At 70.2% G+C, this 22,957-nt stretch carries 27 protein-coding genes; 12 read left to right on the plus strand and 15 right to left on the minus strand.

Features of this window, described 5'->3' with window-relative positions:
* Nucleotides 1–16: 16 nt before the first annotated feature.
* On the minus strand, nucleotides 17–889 hold the full coding sequence (locus HPF_RS06405) for a putative selenate ABC transporter substrate-binding protein (protein ID WP_133156097.1): 873 nt from the start codon (nucleotides 887–889) through the stop codon (nucleotides 17–19).
* A gap of 90 nt (nucleotides 890–979) precedes the next feature.
* On the opposite strand from HPF_RS06405, the gene egtD reads away from it, so the two are divergent.
* A complete protein-coding gene (egtD, locus tag HPF_RS06410; protein WP_133156098.1) occupies nucleotides 980–1,966 on the plus strand; it encodes an L-histidine N(alpha)-methyltransferase in 987 nt (328 codons plus the stop codon).
* A 12-nt stretch (nucleotides 1,967–1,978) separates the two neighbouring features.
* Here the strand turns inward: egtD and senA are convergent, their stop codons facing one another.
* Complete coding sequence (gene senA / locus HPF_RS06415) at nucleotides 1,979–3,217, minus strand: selenoneine synthase SenA (protein WP_133156099.1); 1,239 nt, start codon at nucleotides 3,215–3,217, stop codon at nucleotides 1,979–1,981.
* Between senA and senB the strand changes: the two genes are divergently transcribed.
* From senB to HPF_RS06430, 3 genes are read left to right on the plus strand one after another with little or no spacing between them, the layout of a single operon-like run.
* The gene (gene senB, locus HPF_RS06420) at nucleotides 3,216–4,196 is read left to right on the plus strand and encodes a selenoneine biosynthesis selenosugar synthase SenB (RefSeq protein ID WP_133156100.1); all 981 of its coding nucleotides are present in this window, start codon (nucleotides 3,216–3,218) and stop codon (nucleotides 4,194–4,196) included. The genes senA and senB overlap by 2 nt on opposite strands.
* A gap of 54 nt (nucleotides 4,197–4,250) precedes the next feature.
* The gene (gene selD / locus HPF_RS06425) at nucleotides 4,251–5,324 is read left to right on the plus strand and encodes a selenide, water dikinase SelD (protein ID WP_133156101.1); all 1,074 of its coding nucleotides are present in this window, start codon (nucleotides 4,251–4,253) and stop codon (nucleotides 5,322–5,324) included.
* Between the two features lie 37 nt (nucleotides 5,325–5,361).
* Nucleotides 5,362–6,057 carry a haloacid dehalogenase type II gene (locus HPF_RS06430; RefSeq protein ID WP_133156102.1) on the plus strand — a complete coding sequence of 232 codons (696 nt, stop codon included), beginning with the start codon at nucleotides 5,362–5,364 and terminating at the stop codon, nucleotides 6,055–6,057.
* A 16-nt stretch (nucleotides 6,058–6,073) separates the two neighbouring features.
* Here HPF_RS06430 and HPF_RS06435 read toward each other — a convergent pair whose 3' ends face one another.
* Nucleotides 6,074–6,400, minus strand: coding sequence for a hypothetical protein (locus HPF_RS06435; protein ID WP_079367069.1), 327 nt, complete (start codon nucleotides 6,398–6,400; stop codon nucleotides 6,074–6,076).
* Nucleotides 6,401–6,552: 152 nt separating this feature from the next.
* On the opposite strand from HPF_RS06435, the gene HPF_RS06440 reads away from it, so the two are divergent.
* Nucleotides 6,553–6,930, plus strand: a complete 378-nt coding sequence (locus tag HPF_RS06440; RefSeq protein WP_133156103.1) for a COG4315 family predicted lipoprotein — start codon at nucleotides 6,553–6,555, stop codon at nucleotides 6,928–6,930.
* A 6-nt stretch (nucleotides 6,931–6,936) separates the two neighbouring features.
* On the opposite strand, the gene HPF_RS06445 is transcribed toward HPF_RS06440, so the two are convergent.
* From HPF_RS06445 to HPF_RS06490, 10 genes are all read right to left on the minus strand, one after another.
* Nucleotides 6,937–7,329 (minus strand): VOC family protein, encoded by a 393-nt coding sequence (locus tag HPF_RS06445; protein WP_066149496.1) that lies wholly within the window; start codon nucleotides 7,327–7,329, stop codon nucleotides 6,937–6,939.
* Nucleotides 7,330–7,347: 18 nt separating this feature from the next.
* Nucleotides 7,348–8,553, minus strand: a complete 1,206-nt coding sequence (chrA, locus tag HPF_RS06450) for a chromate efflux transporter (RefSeq protein WP_133156104.1) — start codon at nucleotides 8,551–8,553, stop codon at nucleotides 7,348–7,350.
* On the minus strand, nucleotides 8,550–9,719 hold the full coding sequence (locus HPF_RS06455) for an FAD-dependent oxidoreductase (RefSeq protein WP_243721690.1): 1,170 nt from the start codon (nucleotides 9,717–9,719) through the stop codon (nucleotides 8,550–8,552). Before HPF_RS06455 ends, chrA begins: the two co-directional genes overlap by 4 nt.
* 26 nt (nucleotides 9,720–9,745) lie before the next feature.
* Nucleotides 9,746–10,516, minus strand: coding sequence for a DUF3047 domain-containing protein (locus HPF_RS06460; RefSeq protein WP_133156105.1), 771 nt, complete (start codon nucleotides 10,514–10,516; stop codon nucleotides 9,746–9,748).
* Nucleotides 10,513–12,675 (minus strand): FAD-dependent oxidoreductase, encoded by a 2,163-nt coding sequence (locus HPF_RS06465; protein ID WP_207959317.1) that lies wholly within the window; start codon nucleotides 12,673–12,675, stop codon nucleotides 10,513–10,515. Before HPF_RS06465 ends, HPF_RS06460 begins: the two co-directional genes overlap by 4 nt.
* Nucleotides 12,676–12,687: 12 nt before the next feature.
* On the minus strand, nucleotides 12,688–13,302 hold the full coding sequence (locus HPF_RS06470) for a CDP-alcohol phosphatidyltransferase family protein (RefSeq protein ID WP_133156106.1): 615 nt from the start codon (nucleotides 13,300–13,302) through the stop codon (nucleotides 12,688–12,690).
* Between the two features lie 96 nt (nucleotides 13,303–13,398).
* Nucleotides 13,399–13,881, minus strand: a complete 483-nt coding sequence (locus HPF_RS06475; protein ID WP_066149511.1) for a DoxX family protein — start codon at nucleotides 13,879–13,881, stop codon at nucleotides 13,399–13,401.
* Nucleotides 13,878–14,735: an HvfC/BufC family peptide modification chaperone gene (locus tag HPF_RS06480; RefSeq protein WP_133156107.1), complete on the minus strand. Its 858-nt coding sequence runs from the start codon at nucleotides 14,733–14,735 to the stop codon at nucleotides 13,878–13,880. Before HPF_RS06480 ends, HPF_RS06475 begins: the two co-directional genes overlap by 4 nt.
* On the minus strand, nucleotides 14,732–15,631 hold the full coding sequence (bufB, locus tag HPF_RS06485; RefSeq protein WP_133156108.1) for an MNIO family bufferin maturase: 900 nt from the start codon (nucleotides 15,629–15,631) through the stop codon (nucleotides 14,732–14,734). Before bufB ends, HPF_RS06480 begins: the two co-directional genes overlap by 4 nt.
* Nucleotides 15,632–15,667: 36 nt before the next feature.
* Nucleotides 15,668–15,949: a BufA1 family periplasmic bufferin-type metallophore gene (locus HPF_RS06490; protein WP_066149521.1), complete on the minus strand. Its 282-nt coding sequence runs from the start codon at nucleotides 15,947–15,949 to the stop codon at nucleotides 15,668–15,670.
* Nucleotides 15,950–16,118: 169 nt separating this feature from the next.
* Here HPF_RS06490 and HPF_RS06495 point away from each other — a divergent pair, with 169 nt between their 5' ends.
* Complete coding sequence (locus HPF_RS06495) at nucleotides 16,119–16,706, plus strand: sigma-70 family RNA polymerase sigma factor (RefSeq protein WP_424955188.1); 588 nt, start codon at nucleotides 16,119–16,121, stop codon at nucleotides 16,704–16,706.
* On the plus strand, nucleotides 16,703–16,909 hold the full coding sequence (locus tag HPF_RS06500; protein WP_066149526.1) for a zf-HC2 domain-containing protein: 207 nt from the start codon (nucleotides 16,703–16,705) through the stop codon (nucleotides 16,907–16,909). Before HPF_RS06495 ends, HPF_RS06500 begins: the two co-directional genes overlap by 4 nt.
* A 37-nt stretch (nucleotides 16,910–16,946) precedes the next feature.
* Here HPF_RS06500 and ftsY read toward each other — a convergent pair whose 3' ends face one another.
* Entirely contained in the window at nucleotides 16,947–17,996 is a 1,050-nt protein-coding gene (ftsY, locus tag HPF_RS06505) for a signal recognition particle-docking protein FtsY (protein WP_066149528.1), read from the minus strand.
* Between the two features lie 29 nt (nucleotides 17,997–18,025).
* On the opposite strand from ftsY, the gene HPF_RS06510 reads away from it, so the two are divergent.
* From HPF_RS06510 to HPF_RS06530, 5 genes are read left to right on the plus strand one after another with little or no spacing between them, the layout of a single operon-like run.
* Nucleotides 18,026–19,435, plus strand: coding sequence for a M16 family metallopeptidase (locus tag HPF_RS06510; RefSeq protein ID WP_133156109.1), 1,410 nt, complete (start codon nucleotides 18,026–18,028; stop codon nucleotides 19,433–19,435).
* Between the two features lie 18 nt (nucleotides 19,436–19,453).
* On the plus strand, nucleotides 19,454–20,782 hold the full coding sequence (locus HPF_RS06515) for a M16 family metallopeptidase (protein ID WP_133156110.1): 1,329 nt from the start codon (nucleotides 19,454–19,456) through the stop codon (nucleotides 20,780–20,782).
* Nucleotides 20,783–20,799: 17 nt separating this feature from the next.
* Complete coding sequence (gene rsmD, locus HPF_RS06520; protein ID WP_133156111.1) at nucleotides 20,800–21,405, plus strand: 16S rRNA (guanine(966)-N(2))-methyltransferase RsmD; 606 nt, start codon at nucleotides 20,800–20,802, stop codon at nucleotides 21,403–21,405.
* Nucleotides 21,406–21,455: 50 nt separating this feature from the next.
* Complete coding sequence (gene coaD / locus HPF_RS06525) at nucleotides 21,456–21,959, plus strand: pantetheine-phosphate adenylyltransferase (protein WP_127802968.1); 504 nt, start codon at nucleotides 21,456–21,458, stop codon at nucleotides 21,957–21,959.
* A gap of 10 nt (nucleotides 21,960–21,969) precedes the next feature.
* Nucleotides 21,970–22,269: a YfhL family 4Fe-4S dicluster ferredoxin gene (locus HPF_RS06530; RefSeq protein WP_066149543.1), complete on the plus strand. Its 300-nt coding sequence runs from the start codon at nucleotides 21,970–21,972 to the stop codon at nucleotides 22,267–22,269.
* Here the strand turns inward: HPF_RS06530 and pth are convergent.
* On the minus strand, nucleotides 22,218–22,886 hold the full coding sequence (gene pth, locus HPF_RS06535; RefSeq protein WP_066149546.1) for an aminoacyl-tRNA hydrolase: 669 nt from the start codon (nucleotides 22,884–22,886) through the stop codon (nucleotides 22,218–22,220). The two genes, HPF_RS06530 and pth, sit on opposite strands and share 52 nt — an antisense overlap.
* Nucleotides 22,887–22,957 lie beyond the last annotated feature (71 nt).

Here is a 22,957-nt window from a genome sequence, read left to right on the forward strand (position 1 = left end):
GGTGTTGATCAGCCGGTCAGAGCAGCTCGGCGCTGCGCGCGGCGGCTTCGATGCCTTTGTAGTTCTCGGCCTTGGTCGGCACGAACTTGGTGGCGCGCTGCAGTTCCAGAATCTCTTTGCCCTCGGGCGTGGCCTTGCTCAGCGACAGGAAGGCGTCGGCCAGCTTCTGGCGCGTGGCGGCGGGCATGTCGGCGTGCACCGTCCAGTTGTAGTCGTAGTAGGGCGGGGTGGTGTAGAAGACCTTGACCTTCTCGGTGTCGACCTTCTTGTCGGCCACGAACTTGTCCCACACCGAGATGTTCAGCGCACCGGCCTGCACCTTGCCCGAGGCCACGGCGGCAATCGTCGCGTCGTGCGCGCCGCTGAAGGCCACGCGCCTGAAATCCTTCTCGGGGTTCAGTCCGGCCTGCAGCAGGAAGCTGCGCGGCATCAGGTGGCCGCTGGTGGAGCTTTGCGAACCGAAGGACACGTCCTTGCCCTTGAGGTCGGCCAGGGCCTTGATGGCGGGGTCGCTGGTGATGAAGACCGACTTGAACTTCTCGTCTTCCTCGCGCTGCACCAGCGGGATCACCTTGCCGCCGGAGCGCACGCTGGCCTGCACGAAGGTGAAGCCGCCGAACCAGGCCAGGTCGACCTTCTTGTTCACCAGCGCCTCCACGGAGGCGGCGTAGTCGGTCACGGGCGTGAACTCGACCTTCATGCCGAGCTTGGCTTCGAGGTACTTCATCAGCGGCGCGGCCTTGCGCGCCAGCTCGGTGGGCGACTCGTCGGGGATCGCGGTGACGCGGAACACGGTCTGCTGCGCGTGGGCCAGCGGGGCGAGGGCGGTGGTGGCGAGCACAGCGCAGGTCAAGAGTGCGCGGCGGGTGCGGGAGATGTTGCGGTTCATGGGGTATCCGGTGAAGGGGGATAGGGGGAGGTATTAGAACCCGGCGCCAGAGGGTTTGCACCGCTGCGGGGGCGGTTTATAAAGCGGGCCATGCCCGAGTTCGTGCAGATCCACAAGAACAACGACGCGGCCCTGCGCGCCGAGCTGGCCGCGGGCCTGCTGGCCGAGCCGCCGCGCGCGGCACCCAAGTTCTTCTACGACGCGCTGGGCTCGCGCCTGTTCGACGCCATCACCGAGCTGGCCGAGTACTACCCCACCCGCACCGAGGCGGCGATTTTCGCGGCCCACGGCGCCGCCATGGCGCAGCGGGTGCCCCCGCACGCGGTGCTGGTCGACCTGGGCGCGGGCAACTGCGCCAAGGCCGCGCGCCTGTTTCCGGTGCTTCGGCCGGGGGCCTATGTGGCGGTGGACATTTCGGTGGACTACCTGCAGGACGCTGTTGGCGAACTGCAGCAGCGGCATCGTCATGTGCCCATGCTGGGCCTGGGCATGGATTTCTCGGCGCGCCTGGCGCTGCCGCCGGCCGCGGCCGACTGGCTGGAGCGGCACGACCTGGCGGCGGCGCCGCGCTGCGTGTTCTACCCCGGCTCCAGCATCGGCAACTTCAATCCCGGCGAATCGCTGGCCCTGCTGCGCCAGGCGCATGCGCTGTGCGCGGCCGGCGGGCCGGGCGGCGGCATTCTCATCGGCGTGGACCGGGTGAAGGACAAGGCGGTGCTGGAACCCGCCTACGACGATGCGCTGGGCGTCACGGCGGCGTTCAACCGCAACCTGCTGCTGAACGTCAACACCCTGCTGGGCAGCGACTTTGCGCCCGCGCGCTGGCGCCACGTGGCCTTCTACGACGAGGCCGCCTCGCGCATCGAGATGCACCTGGCCTCGGACGGCGCACAGACCGTGCGCTGGCCCAGCGGCGAGCGCCGCTTTGCCGATGGCGAGCGCCTGCACACCGAGAACTCCTACAAATGGACGCCCGGGGCCTTCGAGGCCCTGCTGCGCGAGGCCGGCTTCGGCCCCGCCACGCACTGGACTGACGAGCGCGGCTGGTTCAGCGTGTTCTGGGCGCCTGCGGCATGAGCGTCGCGGCGCTCACGCCATGGCGACCGAGCGGAACCCGGCCACGATGTCGTTGCGTTCGGGCGTGAAGTAGTTGCGGTACTGGGGGTGGCGCATGCGCGGCACGGTGAAGGCACTGGCGCCTTTGAGCACCGGCCGGCCGTCGAACCAGGGCTGCGAGTAGTCCACGTAGGGGTGGGGCGTGAAACCGGGGAAAGGCGCGAAAGGGCTGGCGGTCCATTCCCAGACCTCGCCCCATCGGAAGCCGGGCTGCTGCGACGCCAGCTCCCACTCGGCCTCGGTCGGCAGCCGCCGCCCCGCCCAGGCACACCAGGCCTGCGCTTCGAAGGCGCTGAGATGGCGGGCCGGTGCGGACAGGTCCAGCGCCTCCCATTGGCCAAAGCGCTGCTGTTCCCAGCCCTGGGGTGTCTGGCGCAGGTGGCGCGGTGCCTGCCGTTCGCCCGAGAGGCGCCAGATCCAGCCCGGCGCGCTCCAGAAGCGGCGCTGCGCATACGAACCGTTTTCGACAAAGGGCAGGAACTGCGCCCAGCTCACCGGCTGCGCGTCGATTTCGAAAGCGCCGACGGGCACCGGGTGTGCGCCGAGCTCGTTGTCGAAGGTGAAGCCCGGGCCGCTGCGGCCCTGCGTCCAGGTGGTGGCATCGACGCCCAGCGAACGGGTGCGGTGCGCAGCGCGACCGACCTGCGGCAGCCGGACCCCGGGATCGAAGCCCAGCGTCTGCGCCATGTGCATCGCGGCCTCGGCGTGCATGTCTTCGTGGAACAGCGCGAGCCGGAAGAAGTACAGGCCGTCGTCGTTCTCGGGCGCCTCGTCCAGCAGTGCCAGCGCGTCGGCCAGGCTGGCTGCGAGGTCGGCGCGCACCGCGTCGGCATCGGGCAGCGGCAGTTGCCAGCGGCGGTCGTGCGGCACCTCGCTGGAGTGGTAGAGCGCGTCCGCATCGACGCCCCGGGCGGCCTGGCGTGCGGGTGCGCGTGGCGCCTTCGGATCGGCCGCCACGCCGCGGTCGCGCTGCGGGTTCCGCGCCAGCCACCAGTCGGCGAACCAGCCGATGTGGCCCAGCTCCCAGAGCGGCGGGTTGAGCTCGGGCGTGCAGGGCACGCGCAGCCCGGGGCCGAGCGCAGCGAGGTAGGCGTCGAACAGCGCCAGGCTGCGTTTGCGCGCGTCCTGCAGTGCCTGCGCCAGCACGGCCTTGTCGCCGCAGCGCAGGGCTTCTGCTTCGGACACAATCGCTGAGCTCTGTGGTTCCGCCATGAAAAAACCCTCCCTGTGTCTCGTGACGCCTGCGCTGGCCGATGCCAACAACGGCAACTGGCAGACCGCGCACCGCTGGGCGCGTTTGCTTGCGGGCCATTATGAGGTTCGCGTGGTGAAAGCGTGGCCCGATGACCGCATGGCCGACAACGGTACCGACCTGCTGCTGGCGCTGCACGCGCGGCGCTCGGCCGACAGCGTGGCCGCCTGGGCCCAGGCCCATCCCGACCGGCCGCTGGTGCTCGCGCTCACCGGCACCGACCTCTACCGCGACATCCGGACCGACGCCAGCGCGCAGCGCTCGCTGGTGCTGGCGCACCGCCTCATCGTGTTGCAGGAGCGGGCACCGCTGGCCCTGCCCGAGGCCCACCGCGGCAAGTGCCATGTGGTGTTCCAGTCGAGCACGCGCCGCCAGACCCTGGTCAAGACGCGCCGGCATCTGCGGGTGGTGGTGGTGGGACACCTGCGCGAGGAAAAATCGCCGCAGACCGTGTTCGAGGCCGCGCGGCTGCTGGCGCCCGACGAAGGCATCCTGATCGACCACATCGGCGACGCACTCGACCCTGCACTGGGTGATCTGGCGCGCGCCACGGCCACGGCTTGCCCGCACTACCGCTGGCTCGGCGGCCTGCCGCACGAGGCCGTGCGCCGCCGCATCCAGCGCGCCCACCTGCTGGTGCACCCCAGCCGCATGGAAGGCGGCGCCCACGTGATCATGGAAGCCGCGCTCAGCGGCACGCCGGTGCTGGCCTCGCAGATGGATGGCAACCTGGGCATGCTGGGGCCGGACTACGGCGGGTACTTTCCGGTGGGCGATGCGGCGGCCTTGGTGGCGCGGCTGCGCGAATGCCGCAAGGACATCGCTGGGACCGGCGGTGCCCTGGCCGCCCTGCACGCACAATGTTCGGCCAGAGCGCCGCTGTTCGAGCCGGCCGCCGAACGGGCCGCCCTGTTGCAGGCACTGGCCGGGCCGCGCTGAGTCCGGCCGGCCTGGCCCGCTGGATCGATTTGTCCCAACCCACGGAGACCCCGAATGAACGCCCCGTCCACGCCCGCCCACACCCAGCCCCGCCTGACCAGCCTCTCGCACGGTGGCGGCTGCGGCTGCAAGATCGCGCCCGGTGTGCTCAGCGAAATCCTCAAGGGCACCAGCGCCATGCCCATTCCGAAAGAGTTGCTGGTGGGCATCGAGACCGCAGACGACGCTGCCGTCTACCAGCTCAACGACGAGCAGGCGCTGATCGCCACCACCGATTTCTTCATGCCCATCGTCGACGACCCGTTCGACTTCGGCCGCATCGCCGCCACCAACGCCATCAGCGACGTCTACGCCATGGGCGGCACGCCCATCATGGCGCTGGCCCTGGTGGGCATGCCGATCAGCGTGTTGTCCACCGACACCATCGGCAAGATCCTGGAAGGCGGGCGCGCGGTCTGCACCGCGGCGGGCATCCCCATCGCCGGCGGCCACACCATCGACTCGGTCGAACCGATCTACGGCCTGGTCGCACTCGGCCTCGTGCACCCCAAGCGCGTCAAGCGCAACGCCGACGCGAAAGTGGGTGACCACCTGGTGCTGGGCAAGCCGCTGGGCGTGGGCGTGCTTTCGGCCGCGCTGAAGAAAGACGCGCTCAGCGCCGACGGCTATGCGCAGATGATCGCCAACACCACCAAGCTCAACACCCCCGGCCCGGATCTCGCCGCCATCTCCGGCGTGCACGCGCTGACCGACGTGACCGGCTTCGGCCTGGCCGGCCACGCGCTGGAAATGGCGCGCGGCTCGGACACCACGGTGACGCTCGACATGGCCCGCGTGCCCCTGATCGGCGGCGTGCGCGACCTGGCCGCGCAGGGCATGGTGACCGGTGCCAGCGACCGCAACTGGGCGGCCTACGGCCGCGAGGTGCGGCTGGCCGCCGACCTGCAGCCGGTGGACCAGGCCCTGCTGACCGACCCGCAGACCAGCGGCGGCCTGCTGGTGGCCTGCTCGGCCGACGCCGTCGACGAGGTGCTGGCCGTGTTCCGCCGGCACGGCTTCGACGCTGCGGCCGAGGTCGGCGAGATCGTGGCCGCGCAGGCCGACGGCGTGCGCCTGCGGGTGCGCTGACCCGCCCGGCGAGCATCCCAACCCGGCGGTGTACCTGATGAAACCACCACGCATTCTCGTTTTCGACATCTTCGGCACCGTCGTCGACTGGCACGGTTCCATCGTGCGCGAGCTGGGCCAGCGTTTTCCGCAGGTCGACGCCGACGCCTTCGCGCTCGCCTGGCGCGCGGGCTACCAGCCGGCGATGGAGGCGGTGCGCTCGGGCGGGCGTGGCTTCGTCAAGCTTGATGTGCTGCACCGCGAAATCCTCGACGGCCTGCTGCCGCGCTTCGGTCTGGCGCACCTGGGCGAGGCCGAACGCGCCGACCTCAACCGCGTCTGGCACCGGCTCGCCGCCTGGCCCGACAGCGTGGCCGGGCTCACGCGCCTGAAGTCGCGCTTCACCATCTGCAGCCTGTCCAACGGCAACCTGGGCCTGCTCACCGACATGGCCAAGGCGGCCGGCCTGCCCTGGGACTGCGTGCTCAGCGCCGAGGTGTTCCGCGCCTACAAGCCCGACCCGCGCGTCTACCTCGGCGCGGCCGACGTGTTCGAGGCCGCACCCGGCGAGGTGATGATGGTCGCTGCCCACCACGAGGACCTGGCCGCGGCGCGCAACTGCGGCCTGATGACCGCCTACATCGAGCGCCCGCTGGAGTTCGGCGCGGCGCACATCAAGGACGTGTCACCGGTCGCGGCCAACACCCTGCACGCGAGAGACCTGCTGCACCTGGCCGACCAGATGGGTTGCTGACCGGCGCCGGGTCCGTTCAGGACGGCGACACGGACGCCTTGATCTGCCGGATGGTTGACACGTCGCCCAGGAACACCTGGAGCACGTCCTTCTCTTCGGGCGTCAGGTCCTTGCTCTCCAGCAGCTTCAAGCGCCGGACGACCAGCTCCAGCGCCTCGGCCAGGTGACCGATCTGGCGGCCGTAGCTGCCCACTCGGGCCAGCGCCGCCTGCTCGACCGCCGGGTTGGACGAGGCGCCGAGGTTCACGTTGAACAGGTGGAACTGCCAGTTGGGCAGGATGGGCTGGGTCAGGCTGGTCGGTGCCAGCTGCCAGGTGAGGGGCACGGTGACTTGCTGCGGCATGGTGGGCTCCCGGTGTGGGCCGCCGGACGGCGGTGCAGGGACCATACAAGAGCCGTGCCAGTGCGCGTGTGACGCATCCTCTTGACGGGGGTCAAAGCGGACGCTGGGCAGGCGCCTAGAGTGGAAATTCCCACCCCACCGGAGACATCTCCATGAACCACCCGCACACCACCTTCAAAACCTTGGTCGCACTGCTCCTGCTGGCCTGTGCCAGCGTCGCCGCCGCCCAGCCCAAGACAACCAACGGCATCCTCACGGACGAAAAAGGCATGAGCCTCTACGTCTGGGACAACGAACTGACCGCACCGGGAAAGATCCTGTGCACCGGGCCCTGCACCATCACCTGGCCACCGATGCTCGCCAAGGACGGCGCCAAGGCCTTCGACGACTTCACCCTGATGACCCGCGACGACGGCACCCTGCAGTGGGCCTACAAGGGCCGGCCGCTGTACCACTCGGCCAACGACAAGCAGCCGGGCGACCACAGGGGCGACGGCTTCCGCGGCATCTGGCACCTGGTCAAGCCCTGAGGCCGGTCACCCGCCGACCGGCGTGCACAACTCCACCAGAATGCCGTCCGGGCAGCGCACATAGGACACCACCTGCCCCCAGGGCTTCTGCGACGGCGGCGCCATCTCGCGCGCGCCGGCCGCCACGGCCCGGGCGTGCGCGGCCGGCACATCGTCCGTGACCAGCGCGATCTCGAAGCCCAGCGGCTGGGCCGAAGTGTCGGCGTGCACGTGGCCACCGGCGAAGTTCATGTCGCCCAGCTCGTGCGCGGCGAAGGCCAGCGTGGTCTCGCCGGTGTCCAGTTCGCCATAGGTGCCGCTCTCGTGCAGGAAGCGGCGCTTCAGTCCGAAGGCCTGCTCGAAGAACGCCAGCGAGGCCGCGACGTCGGGGACGTAGGTGATGGTGTAGCCGAGTTTCATCTCATGTCCTTCGCGTGATCAGGCCGCCATGGCCCACCCGATGGTGGCACACCCCGCCACCACCGCCCACGGCGGCCATTTCCATTTCATCAACGCCAGCAGCGCCACTGCCGCCAGCAGCGCGTCGCCCATCCCGCGGATGCCGCTGGTGATGACCGGGTTCCACAGCGCGGCCAGCAGCAGGCCGACCACGGCGGCGTTGATGCCCATGAGCGCGGCGCGCACGCGGGGCTGGGCGCGCAGGCGTTCCCAGAATGGCAGCGCACCCACCACCAGCAGGAAGGCCGGCGCGAAGATGGCCGCCAGCGCCAGCAGTCCGCCGGCCCAGCCGGAGGGGTCGCTCTGCATGCTGGCACCCAGGAAGGCCGCGAAGGTGAACAGCGGGCCTGGCACGGCCTGCGCCGCGCCGTAACCGGCCAGGAAGGCGTCGTTGCCGACCCAGCCGCTGGGCACCACACTGGCCTGCAGCAGCGGCAGCACCACATGGCCGCCGCCGAACACCAGCGCACCCGCGCGGTAAAAGGCGTCGACCACGGCCAGGGCCTGCGAGGGCAGGGCTGCGGTCAGCAGCGGCAGGCCCACCAGCAGCGCGGCGAACAGCAGCAGCCACAGCGCGCCCGCCCGCCGGCCGACGGGCACATGCAAGGGCTCGTGGGCGGTGTCGGATGGCGGACGCATCGCGGCCAGGCCGATGACGGCGGCGACGCCGATGACCAGCAGCTGCAAGGCCGTGCCGGGCCAGGCGATGAGGACCGCGGCGGCACCCAGCATGAGCGCGCGGCGCGGTGTGTCCGGGCAGAGGCTGCGCGCCATGCCCCAGACGGCCTGCGCCACCACGGCGACCGCCACCACCTTCAGGCCGTGCAGCAGGCCCGCGCCCGCGCCGCTGCCCAGCGCGTCGCCGGCCTGCGCCACGCCCAGCGCCAGCGCGATCAGGGCCAGGGCCGAGGGCAGGGTGAAGCCGGCCCAGGCGGCGAAGGCGCCTGCGTAGCCGGCGCGCGAGAGGCCCAGCGCCAGGCCCACCTGGCTGCTGGCCGGGCCGGGCAGGAACTGGCAGAGCGCGACCAGGTCGGCGTAGGCGGCCTCGCTGAGCCAGCGGCGGCGTTCGACGAACTCGTGGCGGAAGTAGCCCAGGTGCGCCACCGGGCCGCCGAAGCTGGTGAGCCCGAGGCGCAGAAAGATCAGGAAGACCTGCCAGGCACTGCGGTCGGGTGTGGTGTTCATGCCGTGGGCAGGGTGTATCGGGCCATGAAGGCGCGGTCGATGTGGTCTTTCCAGCGCCACACCCAGCCGCCCTCGGCGTGCAGCGGCCCCCAGCTGGCGATGGCGTGGCCGGCGCCGCATGAGATCAGGTTCAGCGTGTTCGCGGGCGGGTGGTGGGGCTTGAGTGGCTGGCCTTCGTGGGCCGCGAGCAGGTTGTCCGCCAGCGGCGGGCCCGCGCGCACCGCGTAGACACCGTTCCTGGGGTGCGGTCGGTCGGTGCGGGCGCACACGTCGCCCGCGGCGAACACCTCGGGGTGGCTGGTGCTCTGCTGGAACTCATTGACCAGCACATGCCCCGATTCGCTGAGCGCCAGGCCGCTGCCCTGCAGCCAGGCCGGTGCGTGGGCGCCGATGGCAAGCAGCGGCACGTCGCAGGCCAGCTCGGAGCCGCTGCCCAGCTTCACCACGCCCGGCGCCAGGCCGACACAGGTGTCGCGCAGCACGGTGATGTTCAGCCGCTTGAGCCGGCGCAGCACGCGCGCCTGCAGGCCTGCGGGGTAGCTGGCCGCGGGTTCCACGCCGCCGGTGATGAGGGTGAAGCGGGCGCCGGCCGCCCCGCGGGTGCGCAGGCACTGCTCGGCTGCAAACAGCAGCTCCAGCCCGGCCGCGCCCGCGCCGATCACCGCGACCGACAGCGCGCGCTCCTGCGCCTGTTCCACCACCTGGGGCCAGAGCGTGGCGAAGACCTCGATCGGTCGCACGATCAGCGCGTTGTCCGCCGCGCCGGGGATCTGTTCTTCGAGCCGCTGGCGGTCGATCACCGGGCCGGTGTCGATGGACAGCAGGTGGTAGGGCAGGTCGGGCGGCAGGATATCGTCCTGCGAGCGGCTCTTGCCGGCCGGGCTCAGGCGCGCCCGTCGGCCGGCCGCGTCGATGCCGCTGCAGCGCGCACGCACCCACTTGGCCCCCGCGGCGCGGATCAGCGGCTCCAGCGGAATCTGGCAGTCGGTCTCGCTGTAGTGGCCCGCCACCAGGCCCGGCACCATGCCGCTGTAGGTCTGGTACGGGTAGGGCGTGACGACCGTGATGTCCAGATCGGCCGGCCGCTGCTGCGCCAGGCGCGACAGGACATGGACATGGGCGTGTCCGCCGCCGAGCAGCAGCAGCTTCTTGATTCCGTGGTGCATGGGCCCCGATGTTACGGGGTGTGACATCAGGGCCCGGCGGCGCCCCAGCGCAGGTCGGTTACCCAGCCGCTGCTGCGGCTGGCGGTGTTGTCGCTGTCGGCGCCGATCAGTACGGTGGCGACCCTGGGCAGCTCGCCGCGCGGCGTCTGCGCGCCCTGTGGCAGTTCGTCGCCGAACAGGGTGACGAAGTCCTGCGCGAGATCGCGGTTCTCCGCGACCCACTGGCCCACCGCGGTCTCGCTGCCGCGCAGGCTGATGTAGCGCACGCGCCGTGAATAGGGGTTGGCGCCCTGCAGGCCGGCGGCGCGACCGCTGTCCCACACGTAGCAGACCGTGGCGGCGGGCAGGGCCTCGCCGCTGACGCTGCGCGCGATGCGCAGTACGGTGCGTTCGACGAAGGGCACGCGCTCCAGCGGGTGATCGAACATGGCGCAGACCTTGAGCGCCGCGTCGTCGCCGGCCTTGGTGGTCAGGTCGGGCGAGGCCTTGCCGCCCGAGAGCGGCTGGTCCAGCCGCCAGCGCCACTGCAAGCGCGCGGGCGGCGCGTCCTTCAGGTCGTGCACCAGGCTGCCGTAGGACGACACGGTGACCACTTTCACCGCAGGCTGGCCGTCGACCTGGCCGGCCTCGATGAGCGTGGGCGGGATCGGGGCCTTCTGCTGGGGAAAGCCCACGTAGCGCCAGCCGGGGTGGAGGGCGCCGTCGGGCTGGGTCAGCGGCGGCAGCGTCTGCGCCTGCGCACCCGCCAGCGTGAAGGCCAGTGCCGCGATGAGGGTGGCGGTGGTCCGGGTGCTCATGTCCGCTTCCAGTCGTGGTAGCGCTTCACCCAGGCCAGCAGCGCGTACGGCTGGTGGGCGCGCTTCCATTCGCCCGCCGCGTACTTGTTGGCCTCGGCCAGCGTGGGGTAGGTGTGGATGGTCCCCAGGATCTTGTTCAGGCCCAGGCCGTGCTTCATGGCCAGCACGTACTCGGCCAGCAGGTCACCCGCGTGTGTGCCGACGATGGTCACACCCAGGATCTGGTCCTTGCCCGGCACGGTCAGCACCTTGACGAAGCCGTGGGCCTCGCTGTCGGCAATGGCGCGGTCCAGGTCGTCGATGCCGTACTTCGTGACCTCGTAGGGAATTTTCCTTTCCTTCGCTTCCTGCTCGTTCAGGCCCACGCGCGCCACCTCGGGGTCGATGAAGGTGGCCCAGGGGATGACCGAGTAGTCGGCCTTGAACTTCTTGAAGTCGCCGAACAGCGCGTTCACCGCCGCGTACCAGGCCTGGTGTGCGGCCACGTGGGTGAACTGGAACGGCCCGGCCACGTCGCCGGCGGCGTAGATGTTGGGGTAGATGGTCTGCAGGTACTCGTTGGTCTCGACCGTGCGATTGGTCGGGATACCCAGCTCTTCCAGGCCGTAGCCGGTGAGCCGCGCCACGCGGCCGACGGCGCAGAGCAGCTGGTCGAAGGCGATGCGTTTCTCAGCGCCGCCGTGTTCCACCACCAGCGTCTTCTCGCCGTCCACCACCTCGCAGCGCAGCGCCTGGTGGCCGGTGAGCACGGCCACGCCGTCGGCTTCGAGCGAGGCCTTGGCGAGCGCCGACACCTCTTCGTCTTCGCGGATCATGACGCGCGGCGCCATCTCCACCTGCGTCACCTGCGAACCCAGGCGCGCGAAGCTCTGCGCCAGTTCGCAGCCGATGGGACCGCCGCCCAGCACCACCAGTCGCCTGGGCATCTCGTCGAGCTTCGCGAATTGATCCCACAGCGTGTCGCTGGTGACATAACCGACCTCGTCCAGCCCCGGCAGCGGCGGCACGAAGGGCCGCGCGCCGGCCGCGATGACGATGCTGCGCGCGGTGAGCCGCTGTGTGCCGCCGCTGTTGAGCGCGATCTCCACCGTCCACGGGTTCACCAGCTTCGCGTAGCCCTGCAGCACCTCCACGCCCAGGCCGGTGTAGCGCTCCACGCTGTCGTGCGGCTCGATGGCGGCGATCACGTCGTGGATGCGCTGCATCACGGCCTTGAAGCTGAACGTGGGTGCTGCGTCGCTCAGGCCGTAGTTCGAGGCGTGGCGCATCTGGTGCGCCAGCTTGGCACTCCTGATCAGCGCCTTGCTCGGCACGCAGCCGTAGTTCAGGCAGTCGCCGCCCATCTTGTGCGCCTCGACCAGCGTCACCTTGGCCTTGACCGCGGCGGCGATGTAGGCCGAGACCAGACCACCCGCGCCCGCGCCGATCACGATCAGGTTGCGGTCGAAGGTCTTCGGCCGCACGCCGGCCCACTTCGCGTAGACCTTGCGCTTCTGCACCGCCTCGACGATCTTGCGCGCGATCAGCGGGAACAGGCCCAGCAGCACGAAGCTGCCCAGCAGGCCAGGACTCACGATGCCCTGCAGCGATGTGAGCTGTCCCAGCTGCGTGCCCGCGTTCACATAAACGGCAGTGCCGGCCAGCATGCCGATCTGGCTGACCCAGTAGAAGGTCCAGGCCTTCATCTTGGTCAGACCCATCAGCAGGTTGATGACGAAGAAGGGCACGACCGGGATCAGCCGCAGGGTGAACAGGTAGAAGGCGCCGTCCTTCTGTATGCCCTTGTCCACCTCGGCCAGACGCTGGCCGAAGCGGCCCTGCACGCTGTCGCGCAGCAGGAAGCGCGCGGTCAGGAAGGCCAGCGTGGCGCCGATGCTGGAGGCGAACGACACCAGCAGAAGACCCCAGCCCAGACCGAAGATGGCGCCGCCCGCCAGCGTGACGATGGTGGCGCCGGGCAGCGAGAGCGCGGTGACGGCCACATAGAGCAGGAAGTAGCCCGCAGCCAGCGCCAGCGGCTGCTGCGCACGCAGTTCGGCGAAACGCGCCTGGCTCTGCTGGAGAAAGTCGAGGCTGAAGAAGCGGCCGAGGTCGAACACGAAAAAGGCCGAGATGCCGACCAGCACGGCCACCAGGAGAGCGAGTTTGCGCAGGTTCATGGGGTCTTCTCCTCAGGCGCCATCGCGCAGCCGCTGCCAGCCCCAGCCGATGCGCAGCGCGGTGGTGATGGCGCACAGCGCGGCGAAACCGTAGGCGATGGGGCCGAACCACTGCGGCCACAGGCACATGGCGGCGAAGGCGGCGATGGTCTCGGTGGCTTCGGTCAGACCGCCGAGAAAGTAGAAGCTCTTGCCCGGCAGGGCGGTGTCGGTGAGGCCGCGCTTCTCCGCGAGTGCGGCGAAGGCCAGGAAGCTGCTGCCGGTGCCGATGAAGCTGGCCAGCAGCACGGCGGCGGGCAGGGCGTTGGCCGCGGGGTCGGCGAACGCGAAGCCCAGCGGGATCGCGGCGTAGAACAGGAAGTCCAGCGTGATGTCCAGAAAGCCGCCGCGGTCGGTGGGGACCGAGGCGCGCGCCACCGCACCGTCCAGACCGTCGAGCAGGCGCGAGAGCAGCAGCAGCACCAGGCCGGCCACGAACTGCCGCCCACCGACGGCCAGCGCGGCCGCCATACCAGTGACGAAACCGGTCAGCGTGACCGCGTCGGCCCCCACACCCAGCCGAACCAGGGCGGCGCCGGCACGGCCGAAGGCCGGGCGCAGGGCCTGCTGGACAGCCTTATCCAGCATGGTGACGGCGCAGGGGGTGGGCAGGAGGGGTGGACAGTGTCGACAAGCAGGGTCTCCGGGGCGGCGGGGTTGCGCGGCATGCACCGCTGCGTGAGCTTACCTGCTGGCCTGCGGTGTCAGCCAGCCGTTCACCCGGGGCTTGAGCCAGGCGCAGTCCACCGACCAGTGGCCCACGCCATACAACGCGAGCGCGGCCAGCAGCACGCCCCAGGTGATGTGCTGCTGCAGCGCAGCCGGCGCGATCTCGCTGAGGCTGAGCACCGCCACCACGTTGACCACGCTCAGGCCCAGCGCGGCAAAGCGCCCGGCCAGCCCGAGCAGCAGCATCGCTGGCAGCACCAGTTCACCCGCGGTGCCCATGACCGCCGCGACACCGGGCGAGAGCAGCGGCACGCGGTATTCCTCGGTGAACAGCAGCAGGGTGGTGTCCCAGTCGCGTAGCTTGGTCAGGCCGGACAGGAAAAACACCTGGGCGAGGTAGGCCCGTGCCGCCAGCGCGGCCAGCGGCTGGGCGCCGTCGAGAGCGGTGGTCAACGCGTTCCAGAGGCTCAGGCCGCGCTGCAGCAGGCTCGTGTTCATGGGGTCATCTCCAGGTGAGGGGCGGGGTCGGTCAGGCGCTGCACGCCGATGACCAGCCCGTCGGTGACAGTGGCGGTGAGCCAGGCCGAAAAGTCGAAGGCCGGCGGTTCGGTGTCGGCGGCGCAGGCCGCATCCAGCGCGCCGGCCAGGTCGGCGCCGGCCTGCAGCGCCTGCACCAGCGCGGCCGCCGAAGGATCGATGGCGGCGATGCGCGGGCGCAGGCCCTGGCGCCACACCAGGGCGGGTTCGCCAATCCCGTCGCGCAGCCGCTGCGCCGCCTCGGCCAGGCTGGGGTCGCCAAACAGGTGCGCGGTGACCAGGCTGGCGACCGGAAAGCGGCTGCCGATCACCGTGGTGCCGGGGCTGAGACTGAGCGTGAGGCCGTGTGGGTCTTCGCTGGCCAGCCGCGCGAAGCTGGGCAGATCGGGCTCGGCGTCGGCGGCGCTGCCGGCGCGGTGCAGTGCCCACTCGGCGCGCGCCACTTCGCCCAGGTAGGGCACGTCGGACAGCTGGTCGTTCGCCTGCAGGAAGCCAGGCAGCGCGTCGCCCCACTGCGCGAGGTCGCCCCCGCGGGGCGGGTGCGTGTGCCAGAGGTCTCGCGCGAGCAGCTCGAAGCTGGGGTTGCCGAGCATGGCGGCGATCACCGGGTAGGCGGCGCGCAGCGCGCGTTCGGCCATCGCATGGCCGTTGCTGCGGTAGGCCACGAGCCCCCGTGCGGACTGGGCGTGCCGCGTGTCGAGCAGGGCGGTCAGGCGCGCGTCGGCGGCGAGCCGGCCATCGCCCGGCCGCGCGAACAGGGCGTCCAGCAGAAGCTGCTGTTGCTGCGCCAGCGTGGCGGTGTCTCGGGCGTTCATGCGGCGACCGCCTGTGTGTCGGTGGCCGGGGCCAGCACCTGCGCCGCGGCTTCGCGGGCGCGGTCGGCTTCGTCCAGCAGCACGGACAGGTCCGGGATGTCCGTGTCCCACTCGATCAGCGTCGGCACGGCGCCGAAGCGGCCGACGGCGTGGCGGTACAGCGCCCAGACCCGCTCGCCGACGCGGCTGCCGTGGTCGTCGATCACGATGTCGCCGCAGTGCCGGTGGCCGGCAAGGTGGATCTCCGCCACGTGGTCCGGCGCGATGGCGTCCAGCCAGCGCCGGCACGCGCCCAGCGGGTCGCCGTGTTCGCCACGCAACTGGCCATTGAGGGCGTTGACAAAAATGTTGTTCACGTCGACCAGCAGGCCGCAGCCGCTGCGCCGCGCGAGCGCGTTGAGGAATTCGGGTTCGTCCATATCGGCCTCGCGCCACTGCACATAGGCCGAGAGGTTTTCCACCGCGATGGGGCGGTGCAGGCGGTCCTGCACGCGCTGGACGTTGGCGCACATGGCGTCCAGCGCCGCGCGGCTCATCGGCACGGGCAGCAGGTCGGCCGCGTGCACCACCGCACCGCGCGCGAAGCTGGCGTGGTCGCTGACCCGCACCGGGTCGATGGCCTGCACGAGCCGCGCCAACTGGTCCAGGTGCGCGGTGTCGATGCCCTGCGCCGACCCGAGCGACAGGCCGACGCCGTGCAGGCTCACCGGGCAGTGCGCGCGCCCTTCGCGCAGCACGGCCAGGGCCGCGCCGCCGGGGGCGAAGAAGTTCTCCGAATGGACTTCGATGAAGCCGAGGGCAGGCCGCTGTTCCAGCAGCGCTGCGTAATGGGGGTGCCGCCAACCGATGCCGACCTCGGGCGCTGCGGCATGAGGCCGATGAGCGTGTGCGGTCATGGTGGCGGGCTTTCTTGTGCGAGGGTTGGCCGCGGATCAGGACTTCTTCATGCCCATCTTGGCGTCGTCCATCGACATGCCGCCCATGGTCTTGCAGGTGCCCGCAGCGACGTACTTCCATTCGCCCTTGTCGTTGTCGACCTTGGACTGGCCTGCGCAGGAGTGCGAGCCGGAGAGGTTGGCGCAGTCGTTCTGCCCGGCCTTGGCGATGCCGAAGCATTTTTCCTTGGCGGCGTCCTGGGCCATGGCGGGGCTGGTGAGCATGGCAAGGCTCATCAGCGAAGCGGCGGCGGTGGTGATCATCTGGCGCTGGTTCATCGGTTTTCTCCTGAATGAGGTGGGGGTTGAGAGTCAACCGGTGCGCGTCGCGGGGCGATGTTCACCGGTTGAGCGTCAGTCAGCCAATGGGGAGGGTTCTTACACGCCGCACAAAAAAAATCCTCGGTCCTCCGTTGGCCGGGTCTTTACACTCGCAGCGAATCGCCGAATGCCCATGACCCAGAACCCGCCCGATTTCACGACCCAGGTGGCCGAGTGCCGGGCCTACCTGCTGCGCTTCGCGCGCCTGCAGCTGCGCAACGACGCCTGGGCCGAAGACGCCGTCTCCGAGACCGTGCTGGCCGCGCTGGCCCGGCCGCAGTCCTTCGAGGGCCGTTCCCAGATGCGCACCTGGCTGGTCGGCATCCTCAAGCACAAGATCATCGACATCCTGCGCCAGCGTCAGCGCGAGGTGACGCTGGACAGCGGCTCTGACGACGACAGCACCGATCCGCTGGAGCTCATGGCCTTCAAGGCCGATGGCCATCACGCCCAGATGCCCGCCGACTGGGGCGATCCCGAGCAGTCGCTGGGCAGCCGCCAGTTCATGGCCGTGCTCAACGCCTGCACCGAAAAACTGCCGCCGGTGCAGGGGCGTCTGTTCCTGATGCGCGAATGGCTGGAGCTCTCCAGCGACGAGATCTGTAAGGAACTGGGGCTGACGCCGACCAATCTCTATGTCCAGCTCCACCGGGCCCGCCTGCGCTTGCGGGAGTGCCTGGAACTGAACTGGTTTGGACGAGCACACACGACATGAAGGCCGCTTACCCGTTTCGCCGCACCTGCAAGGAAGCCACCGCACTGATGGTGGCCCGTGAAGACCGCCAGCTGCCGTGGGCAGACCGCGTCGGGCTGCGCCTGCATCTGATGGTGTGCAAGGCCTGCCCCACGTTCGAACGCCAGATGCTGACGATGCGCCACGCGATGAAGCAGTGGCGCGGCTACACAGAAGAAGAGTAGCGACCTGCGCAGCGGCGGAGCGCGGGAGTCACATCCCTCAGTTCAACAGCGCCTGCGCAAACTCGCGTGCGTTGAAGGTTTCCAGGTCTTCGAGCTTTTCACCGACGCCGATGAAGTAGATCGGCACCGGCCGCTCGCGCGCGATGGCGCAGACCACGCCGCCCTTGGCCGTGCCGTCGAGTTTGGTGATGACCAGGCCGGTGAGTTGCAGCGCCTCGTCGAAGGCCTTGACCTGCGTCAGCGCGTTCTGGCCGGTGTTGCCGTCGATGACGAGCAGCACCTCGTGCGGCGCCGTGCCGTCGGCCTTCTGCACCACGCGCTTGATCTTCCGGAGCTCTTCCATCAGGTGCAGCTGCGTCGGCAGGCGGCCGGCCGTGTCCACCAGCACCACGTCGCGGCCGCGCGCCTTGCCGGCGCTCACGGCGTCGAAGCTCACGGCGGCCGGGTCGCCGCCTTCCTGCGTCACGATCTCCACCGTGTTGCGGTCGGCCCAGACGGCCAGCTGCTCGCGGGCCGCGGCGCGGAAGGTGTCGGCAGCGGCCAGCAGCACGCTGGCGCCTTCGTTCGCCAGATGGCGCGTGAGCTTGCCGATGGAGGTGGTCTTGCCGGCGCCGTTGACGCCCGCGACCATGATCACAGTCGGCTTGTGCTCGCCGATCACCAGCGGCTTCTGCAGCGGCGCCAGCAGGTCGGCGATGGCGTCGGCCAGCAGGCCCTTGACGGCCGCCGGATCGGTGGTCTTGCTCTCCTTGACGCGCTTCTTCAGGTCGGCCAGCAGGTGCTCGGTGGCCTTGACGCCGGTGTCGGCCATCAGCAGCGCCGCCTCCAGCTCTTCATAGAGCGCGTCGTCGATCTGCGTGCCGGTGAAGACGGTGGCGATGCTGGAGCCGGTCTTGCGCAGGCCGGCCTTGAGCTTGTCGAGCCAGCCCTTGCGCTCGGGCGGCGCTGCGGGAGCAGCCGGCGGGCTGACGACGGCCGGCAGCGTGGCCGGCGCAGCGACCGGTGCCGACGGGGCGGGCGCGGCGGCGGGGACCGGTTCAGGGACCGGTGGGGGCGCAGGCGGTTTTTTTCTGAAGAACGAGAACATGTTTCAATCTTTGGAATCCACAGGATTCTATGAAACGAGCTTTCTCCTCCCTGATGCGGGGGCTGGTGGTGCTGGCCATGCTCTGGTCCGCAGCCGCGTCCGCCACCGAAACCGCCCGGACCTACACCCTTTCCAACGGCATGACCTTGCTCGTGCAGCCCGACCGGCGCGCGCCCACCGTGGTGCACATGCTCTGGGTGCGCGTGGGGTCGATGGACGAGGTCGACGGCACCTCGGGCGTGGCCCATGTGCTGGAGCACATGATGTTCAAGGGCACGCCCAGCCTGGCGCCGGGCGAGTTCTCCCGCCGAGTGGCGGCGCTGGGTGGGCGCGAGAATGCCTTCACCAGCCGCGACGCCACCGCCTACCACCAGCAGGTGCCGGCGCGGCACCTGGAAGCGGTGATGAGGCTGGAAGCCGACCGCTTCGAGAACAACCGCTGGAGCGACGACGAGTTCCGGCGCGAGATCGAGGTGGTCAAGGAGGAGCGGCGCCAGCGCACCGAGGAATCGCCGCGCGCCCGCATGTTCGAAGCCTTCGGCGCGATGGCGCTGCAGGCGCACCCCTACCGCCGGCCGGTGGTGGGCTGGATGAGCGATCTGGTCGCGATGACACCGCAGGACGTACGGGACTTCCACCGCCGGTGGTATGTGCCGGGCAACGCGGCGGTGGTGGTGGCGGGCGATGTGGAGCCTGACGCGGTGCATGCGCTGGCGGAGTCCATCTACGGCCGCATTCCGGCCCGTGCGCTGCCCGAACGCAAGCCGCGCGAGGAACCGCCGCAGAGCGGTCAACGGCGCATGGAATACCGCGCCGCGACCGAGCAGGCGATGCTGGCCATGGCCTGGCCCATGCCGCGCCTGAAAGACCCCGGCGCCCGCGATGACGAGTCTCGGGATGCGCTGGCGCTGATCGTGCTGTCCGCGCTGCTCGACGGTTACAGCGGCGCCCGGCTCGACCGCGCGCTGGTGCAGGGCGCCGCGGGCACCCGGCTTGCCGACAGCGCCGGGGCCGGCTACGGTGCGCTGGGGCGCGGGCCCGCGCAGTTCACACTGACCGCGGTGCCAGCGGCCGGTGTGGCCGTGGCCGAGGTCGAGAAGGCGCTGCGCGCCGAGCTGGGCCGGATCGCCCGGGACGGCGTGAGCGAAGCCGAACTGCAGCGGGTCAAGACCCAGTGGTCGGCGGGCGAGATCTACAAGCTCGACTCGGTCTACAACCAGGCGCAGGAGCTGGGCACCTGGTGGGTCCACGGGCTCGGCCCCGGCAGCGCGGCGCGCCTGATGGAGGCCCTGCGCGGCGTCACGGCCGAGCAGGTCCGGTCGGTGGCGCAGCGCCTGTTTCCCGACGAGCGTCTGAGCGTGGCGGTGCTGGTGCCCGACCCCTCGCAGCGCAGCACCCCCGCCAGGACCGGCCCCCGGCCCGCCCTGGGCCGCCACTGAGACCTGGGTGATGCACCGATGACACCGATGACAAACCTCTTCCACCTTGTCCTGCTGTGCCTGCTCTGCGCACCCGCCTGGGCCGCGATCCCGATCCAGCACTGGACCCACGCCAGCGGCGCCCGGGTCTATCTGGTGGCCAGCCCGTCGATCCCGATGCTGGACGTGCAGATCGACTTCGACGGCGGTTCGCGCCGCGATCCCGCCGACCGCGCCGGTCTGGCCACCGCCACCGCCTCAATGGTGTCGGCCGGCGTGGTCGCGCAGGGTGCGCAGCCGGCGCTGGATGAAAACGCGCTCAGCGAGGCCTGGGTCGACCTGGGCGCCCAGCTGGGTGTGAGCGCCGGGCTGGAGCGCTTCAGCGTGTCCCTGCGCACCCTCACCGAACCCGAACTGCTGGAACGCGCCCTGGCGCTTGCGGCCCGCCAGCTGGCCGCACCCGCGTGGCCGGAGGCCGTCTGGCAGCGCGACCGCCAGCGTTGGCTGGGCGCCCTCAAGGAGGCCGAGACGCGCCCGGGCACCCACGCCGCACGTGCGTTTGCCCAGGCGGTGTACGGCGACCACCCTTACGGCCGCGAGGCCACCGCGACCACGCTGGACGCGATCACCGTGGACGACATGCGCCGCTTCTACCGCCGCCACGCGGCGGCCTGCCGGGCGCAGATCGTGATGGTGGGGGCCATTGATCGCGCCATGGCCGGGCACATTGCCGACCGGCTCGTGGCGGCCCTGTCTCCGAACGGTTGCGAGCCCCTGCCCGCGGTGGCCGAGGTCGCGCCCCTGGCGAACGCCGTCGAGCGGCGCATTCCCTTCGACGCCGCGCAGGCCCAGATCCTGATCGGCCAGCCGGGCCACCGGCGCAACGACCCCGACTTCTTCCCGCTGTTCATCGGCAACTACATCCTGGGCGGTGGCGGCTTCGTCTCGCGCCTGACCACGGAAGTGCGCGAAAAGCGGGGGCTGAGCTACAGCGCCTACAGCTACTTTGCTCCGGGCCTGCACGCGGGGGCCTTCCAGCTCGGCCTGAGCACGCGACCGGACCAGGCGGACCAAGCGGTCCAGGTGGCGCGCGAGGTCGTGCGCCGCTTCGTCGCCGACGGCCCCACCGAGGCGGAACTGCAGGCTGCCAAGGACTACCTGGTCAACGGCTTCGCCCTGCGTTTCGACAGCAACCGCAAGCTGCTGGACAACGTGGCCAACATCGCCTGGAACGGCCTGCCGCTGGACTACCTGGAGAGCTGGACCCGCCGTGTCGAAACGGTGACGACGGCCGACATCCGGCGGGCGTTTGCGCTCGTGCTGCAGCCTGAGCGCATGGTGACGGTGGTCGTCGGCGCCAAGCCCTGACTGGTTAAGCTCGGCGCATGAACAAAGCACCGCCACGTCCCGCCGCCCAGGCCGCGCACGAGGTCCGCATCATTGGCGGCCTGTGGAAACGAAGCAAGCTGCCGGTGGCCGACCGGCCCGGCCTGCGGCCAACACCCTCGCGCGTGCGCGAGACGCTCTTCAACTGGCTGGGCCAGGACCTGAGCGGATGGCGCTGTCTGGATGCGTTCGCTGGCACGGGTGCACTCGGGCTGGAGGCCGGTTCGCGCGGCGCAGCCGAGGTGACGCTGGTGGAGCAGGACCCGGCGCTGTGCAAGTCCCTGCAGGCTACCGTGCAGCGGCTCAAGGCCGGGTCGGTGCGCGTGGAGCGTGGCGATGGCGTGGCCGCGCTGCGCCAGCGGGCCGGGCAGGGGCTGGACCTGGTGTTCCTCGACCCACCGTTCGGCGATGGCGGCAACGAGACCCTGTTCGGCACGGCGTTGCGCCTGGCCCGCCTGGTGGTGGCCGACAGCGGCCTGATCTACCTCGAGGCGCCGCGCACCTGGGGCGATGACGAGCTGGCGCAGATCGGCCTGCAGACGCACCGCCACGGCCGGGCCGGGCAGGTGCATTTCCACCTCCTGCGCCCCTTGCCGCCGCAGTGACAAGCGGTGGGGACAGGGACCGCAGGTGACCCTTGGCCGATAATCCCGCCATGTCCGATTCCGCCTCTCCCTCTCGCCGCATCGCGGTCTACAGCGGCACCTTCGACCCGCTCACGCTCGGTCATGAGGACGTGGTGCGCCGCGCTGCCGGCCTGTTCGACGAACTGATCCTGGCCGTGGCCATCGCTCACCACAAGAAAACGCGCTTCTCGCTGCACGAGCGCATGGAGATGGCGGCGGAGGCAATGGCCGGCCTGCCGGTGCGAGTGCTGCCGTTCGACGGGCTCATCATGGACTTCTGTCGGGAGCAGGGCGCCTGCGCCGTGGTGCGCGGAATCCGCAACATGACCGACTTTGACTACGAAGCCCAGATGGCGGCCATGAACCGCAAGCTGCTGCCCACCGTGGAAACCGTGTTCCTGTTGCCGCAGGCCGAACTGCAGTGCATCTCCAGCACCCTGGTGCGCGAAATATCGACGCTGGGGGGCGATGTGTCGCAGATGGTCAGTCCGGGTGTGGCTGCCCGCCTCAGACCGCAACCCCTTCAGGCGTGAGGACAGCATCATGGCCCTGATGATCACCGCCGAGTGCATCAACTGCGACGTCTGCGAGCCCGAATGCCCCAACCAGGCGATCTCGATGGGCGAGGACTTCTACCAGATCGACCCCAACCGCTGCACCGAATGCGTGGGGCATTTCGACGAGCCGCAGTGCGTGCAGGTGTGCCCGGTCGAGTGCATCCCGGTCGACCCCGCTCACACCGAGAACCACGAGACGCTGTGGCAGAAGTACCAGCGCCTGCAGGCGGCCGGTCAGTCGCTGGCGTCGCCCGGCCCGGCGGTGTTGCCGCCTTCCGCTGGCTGAGCCGGGGTTGCCGCCGGCACCGGCTTCGGTGGTTTGGGGCGCGGTGGCTTGCTGGTGTGGATCAGGGCCGTGGCCTTGTCCATATTCCCCGCGATCAGCTGCGGCAGTGCCTTGAGTGAACGGTCCAGCGCCTGCACGATGGCGATGCGGTCGTCCAGCGATGGCTTCTTGAGTACCCAGTTCGCGACCTCGTTCCGGTTGCCCGGATGGCCGATGCCGATGCGCAGCCGCCAGTAGTCGGCACTGCCCAGCTGGGCGTGGATGTCGCGCAGGCCGTTGTGGCCGGCGTGGCCACCGCCCTTTTTGAGCTTGGCCTCGCCCGGCGGCAGGTCCAGTTCGTCGTGCACCACCAGCACCTCTTCAGGCGCGATCTTGAAGAAGCGCGCGAGCGAAGCCACCGACTTGCCCGACAGGTTCATGTAGGTCTGCGGCTCCACCAGCCAGACGCTCTGGCCGGCCACGTTGGCCCGAGCCACGAGTCCGAAATGGCCGCGCTCCATCTGCAGCGACGTCTTGAGCAGGCGCGCCGCCTCGTCCACGAACCAGAAGCCTGCGTTGTGGCGGGTGTCGGCGTATTCGGGGCCTGGATTGCCCAGGCCGGCGATGAGTCGGATCATGGCGTTGGATTATCAGGGGCACCAAAGACAAAGGCCCGCATGGAGCGGGCCTTTGAGAGGGGGACCAAGAA

It is taken from the genome of Hydrogenophaga pseudoflava, assembly GCF_004353865.1.
In the GTDB taxonomy this organism is placed as follows: Bacteria; Pseudomonadota; Gammaproteobacteria; order Burkholderiales; family Burkholderiaceae_C; genus Hydrogenophaga; species Hydrogenophaga pseudoflava.

Coding starts and splice junctions, on each gene's coding strand:
- HPF_RS06405 (WP_133156097.1), bottom strand. CDS start 889: ATGAACCGCAACATCTCCCGCACCCGCCGCGCACTCTTGACCTGCGCT.
- egtD (WP_133156098.1), top strand. CDS start 980: ATGCCCGAGTTCGTGCAGATCCACAAGAACAACGACGCGGCCCTGCGC.
- senB (WP_133156100.1), top strand. CDS start 3,216: ATGAAAAAACCCTCCCTGTGTCTCGTGACGCCTGCGCTGGCCGATGCC.
- senA (WP_133156099.1), bottom strand. CDS start 3,217: ATGGCGGAACCACAGAGCTCAGCGATTGTGTCCGAAGCAGAAGCCCTG.
- selD (WP_133156101.1), top strand. CDS start 4,251: ATGAACGCCCCGTCCACGCCCGCCCACACCCAGCCCCGCCTGACCAGC.
- HPF_RS06430 (WP_133156102.1), top strand. CDS start 5,362: ATGAAACCACCACGCATTCTCGTTTTCGACATCTTCGGCACCGTCGTC.
- HPF_RS06435 (WP_079367069.1), bottom strand. CDS start 6,400: ATGCCGCAGCAAGTCACCGTGCCCCTCACCTGGCAGCTGGCACCGACC.
- HPF_RS06440 (WP_133156103.1), top strand. CDS start 6,553: ATGAACCACCCGCACACCACCTTCAAAACCTTGGTCGCACTGCTCCTG.
- HPF_RS06445 (WP_066149496.1), bottom strand. CDS start 7,329: ATGAAACTCGGCTACACCATCACCTACGTCCCCGACGTCGCGGCCTCG.
- chrA (WP_133156104.1), bottom strand. CDS start 8,553: ATGAACACCACACCCGACCGCAGTGCCTGGCAGGTCTTCCTGATCTTT.
- HPF_RS06455 (WP_243721690.1), bottom strand. CDS start 9,719: ATGCACCACGGAATCAAGAAGCTGCTGCTGCTCGGCGGCGGACACGCC.
- HPF_RS06460 (WP_133156105.1), bottom strand. CDS start 10,516: ATGAGCACCCGGACCACCGCCACCCTCATCGCGGCACTGGCCTTCACG.
- HPF_RS06465 (WP_207959317.1), bottom strand. CDS start 12,675: ATGAACCTGCGCAAACTCGCTCTCCTGGTGGCCGTGCTGGTCGGCATC.
- HPF_RS06470 (WP_133156106.1), bottom strand. CDS start 13,302: ATGCTGGATAAGGCTGTCCAGCAGGCCCTGCGCCCGGCCTTCGGCCGT.
- HPF_RS06475 (WP_066149511.1), bottom strand. CDS start 13,881: ATGAACACGAGCCTGCTGCAGCGCGGCCTGAGCCTCTGGAACGCGTTG.
- HPF_RS06480 (WP_133156107.1), bottom strand. CDS start 14,735: ATGAACGCCCGAGACACCGCCACGCTGGCGCAGCAACAGCAGCTTCTG.
- bufB (WP_133156108.1), bottom strand. CDS start 15,631: ATGACCGCACACGCTCATCGGCCTCATGCCGCAGCGCCCGAGGTCGGC.
- HPF_RS06490 (WP_066149521.1), bottom strand. CDS start 15,949: ATGAACCAGCGCCAGATGATCACCACCGCCGCCGCTTCGCTGATGAGC.
- HPF_RS06495 (WP_424955188.1), top strand. CDS start 16,119: ATGCCCATGACCCAGAACCCGCCCGATTTCACGACCCAGGTGGCCGAG.
- HPF_RS06500 (WP_066149526.1), top strand. CDS start 16,703: ATGAAGGCCGCTTACCCGTTTCGCCGCACCTGCAAGGAAGCCACCGCA.
- ftsY (WP_066149528.1), bottom strand. CDS start 17,996: ATGTTCTCGTTCTTCAGAAAAAAACCGCCTGCGCCCCCACCGGTCCCT.
- HPF_RS06510 (WP_133156109.1), top strand. CDS start 18,026: ATGAAACGAGCTTTCTCCTCCCTGATGCGGGGGCTGGTGGTGCTGGCC.
- HPF_RS06515 (WP_133156110.1), top strand. CDS start 19,454: ATGACACCGATGACAAACCTCTTCCACCTTGTCCTGCTGTGCCTGCTC.
- rsmD (WP_133156111.1), top strand. CDS start 20,800: ATGAACAAAGCACCGCCACGTCCCGCCGCCCAGGCCGCGCACGAGGTC.
- coaD (WP_127802968.1), top strand. CDS start 21,456: ATGTCCGATTCCGCCTCTCCCTCTCGCCGCATCGCGGTCTACAGCGGC.
- HPF_RS06530 (WP_066149543.1), top strand. CDS start 21,970: ATGGCCCTGATGATCACCGCCGAGTGCATCAACTGCGACGTCTGCGAG.
- pth (WP_066149546.1), bottom strand. CDS start 22,886: ATGATCCGACTCATCGCCGGCCTGGGCAATCCAGGCCCCGAATACGCC.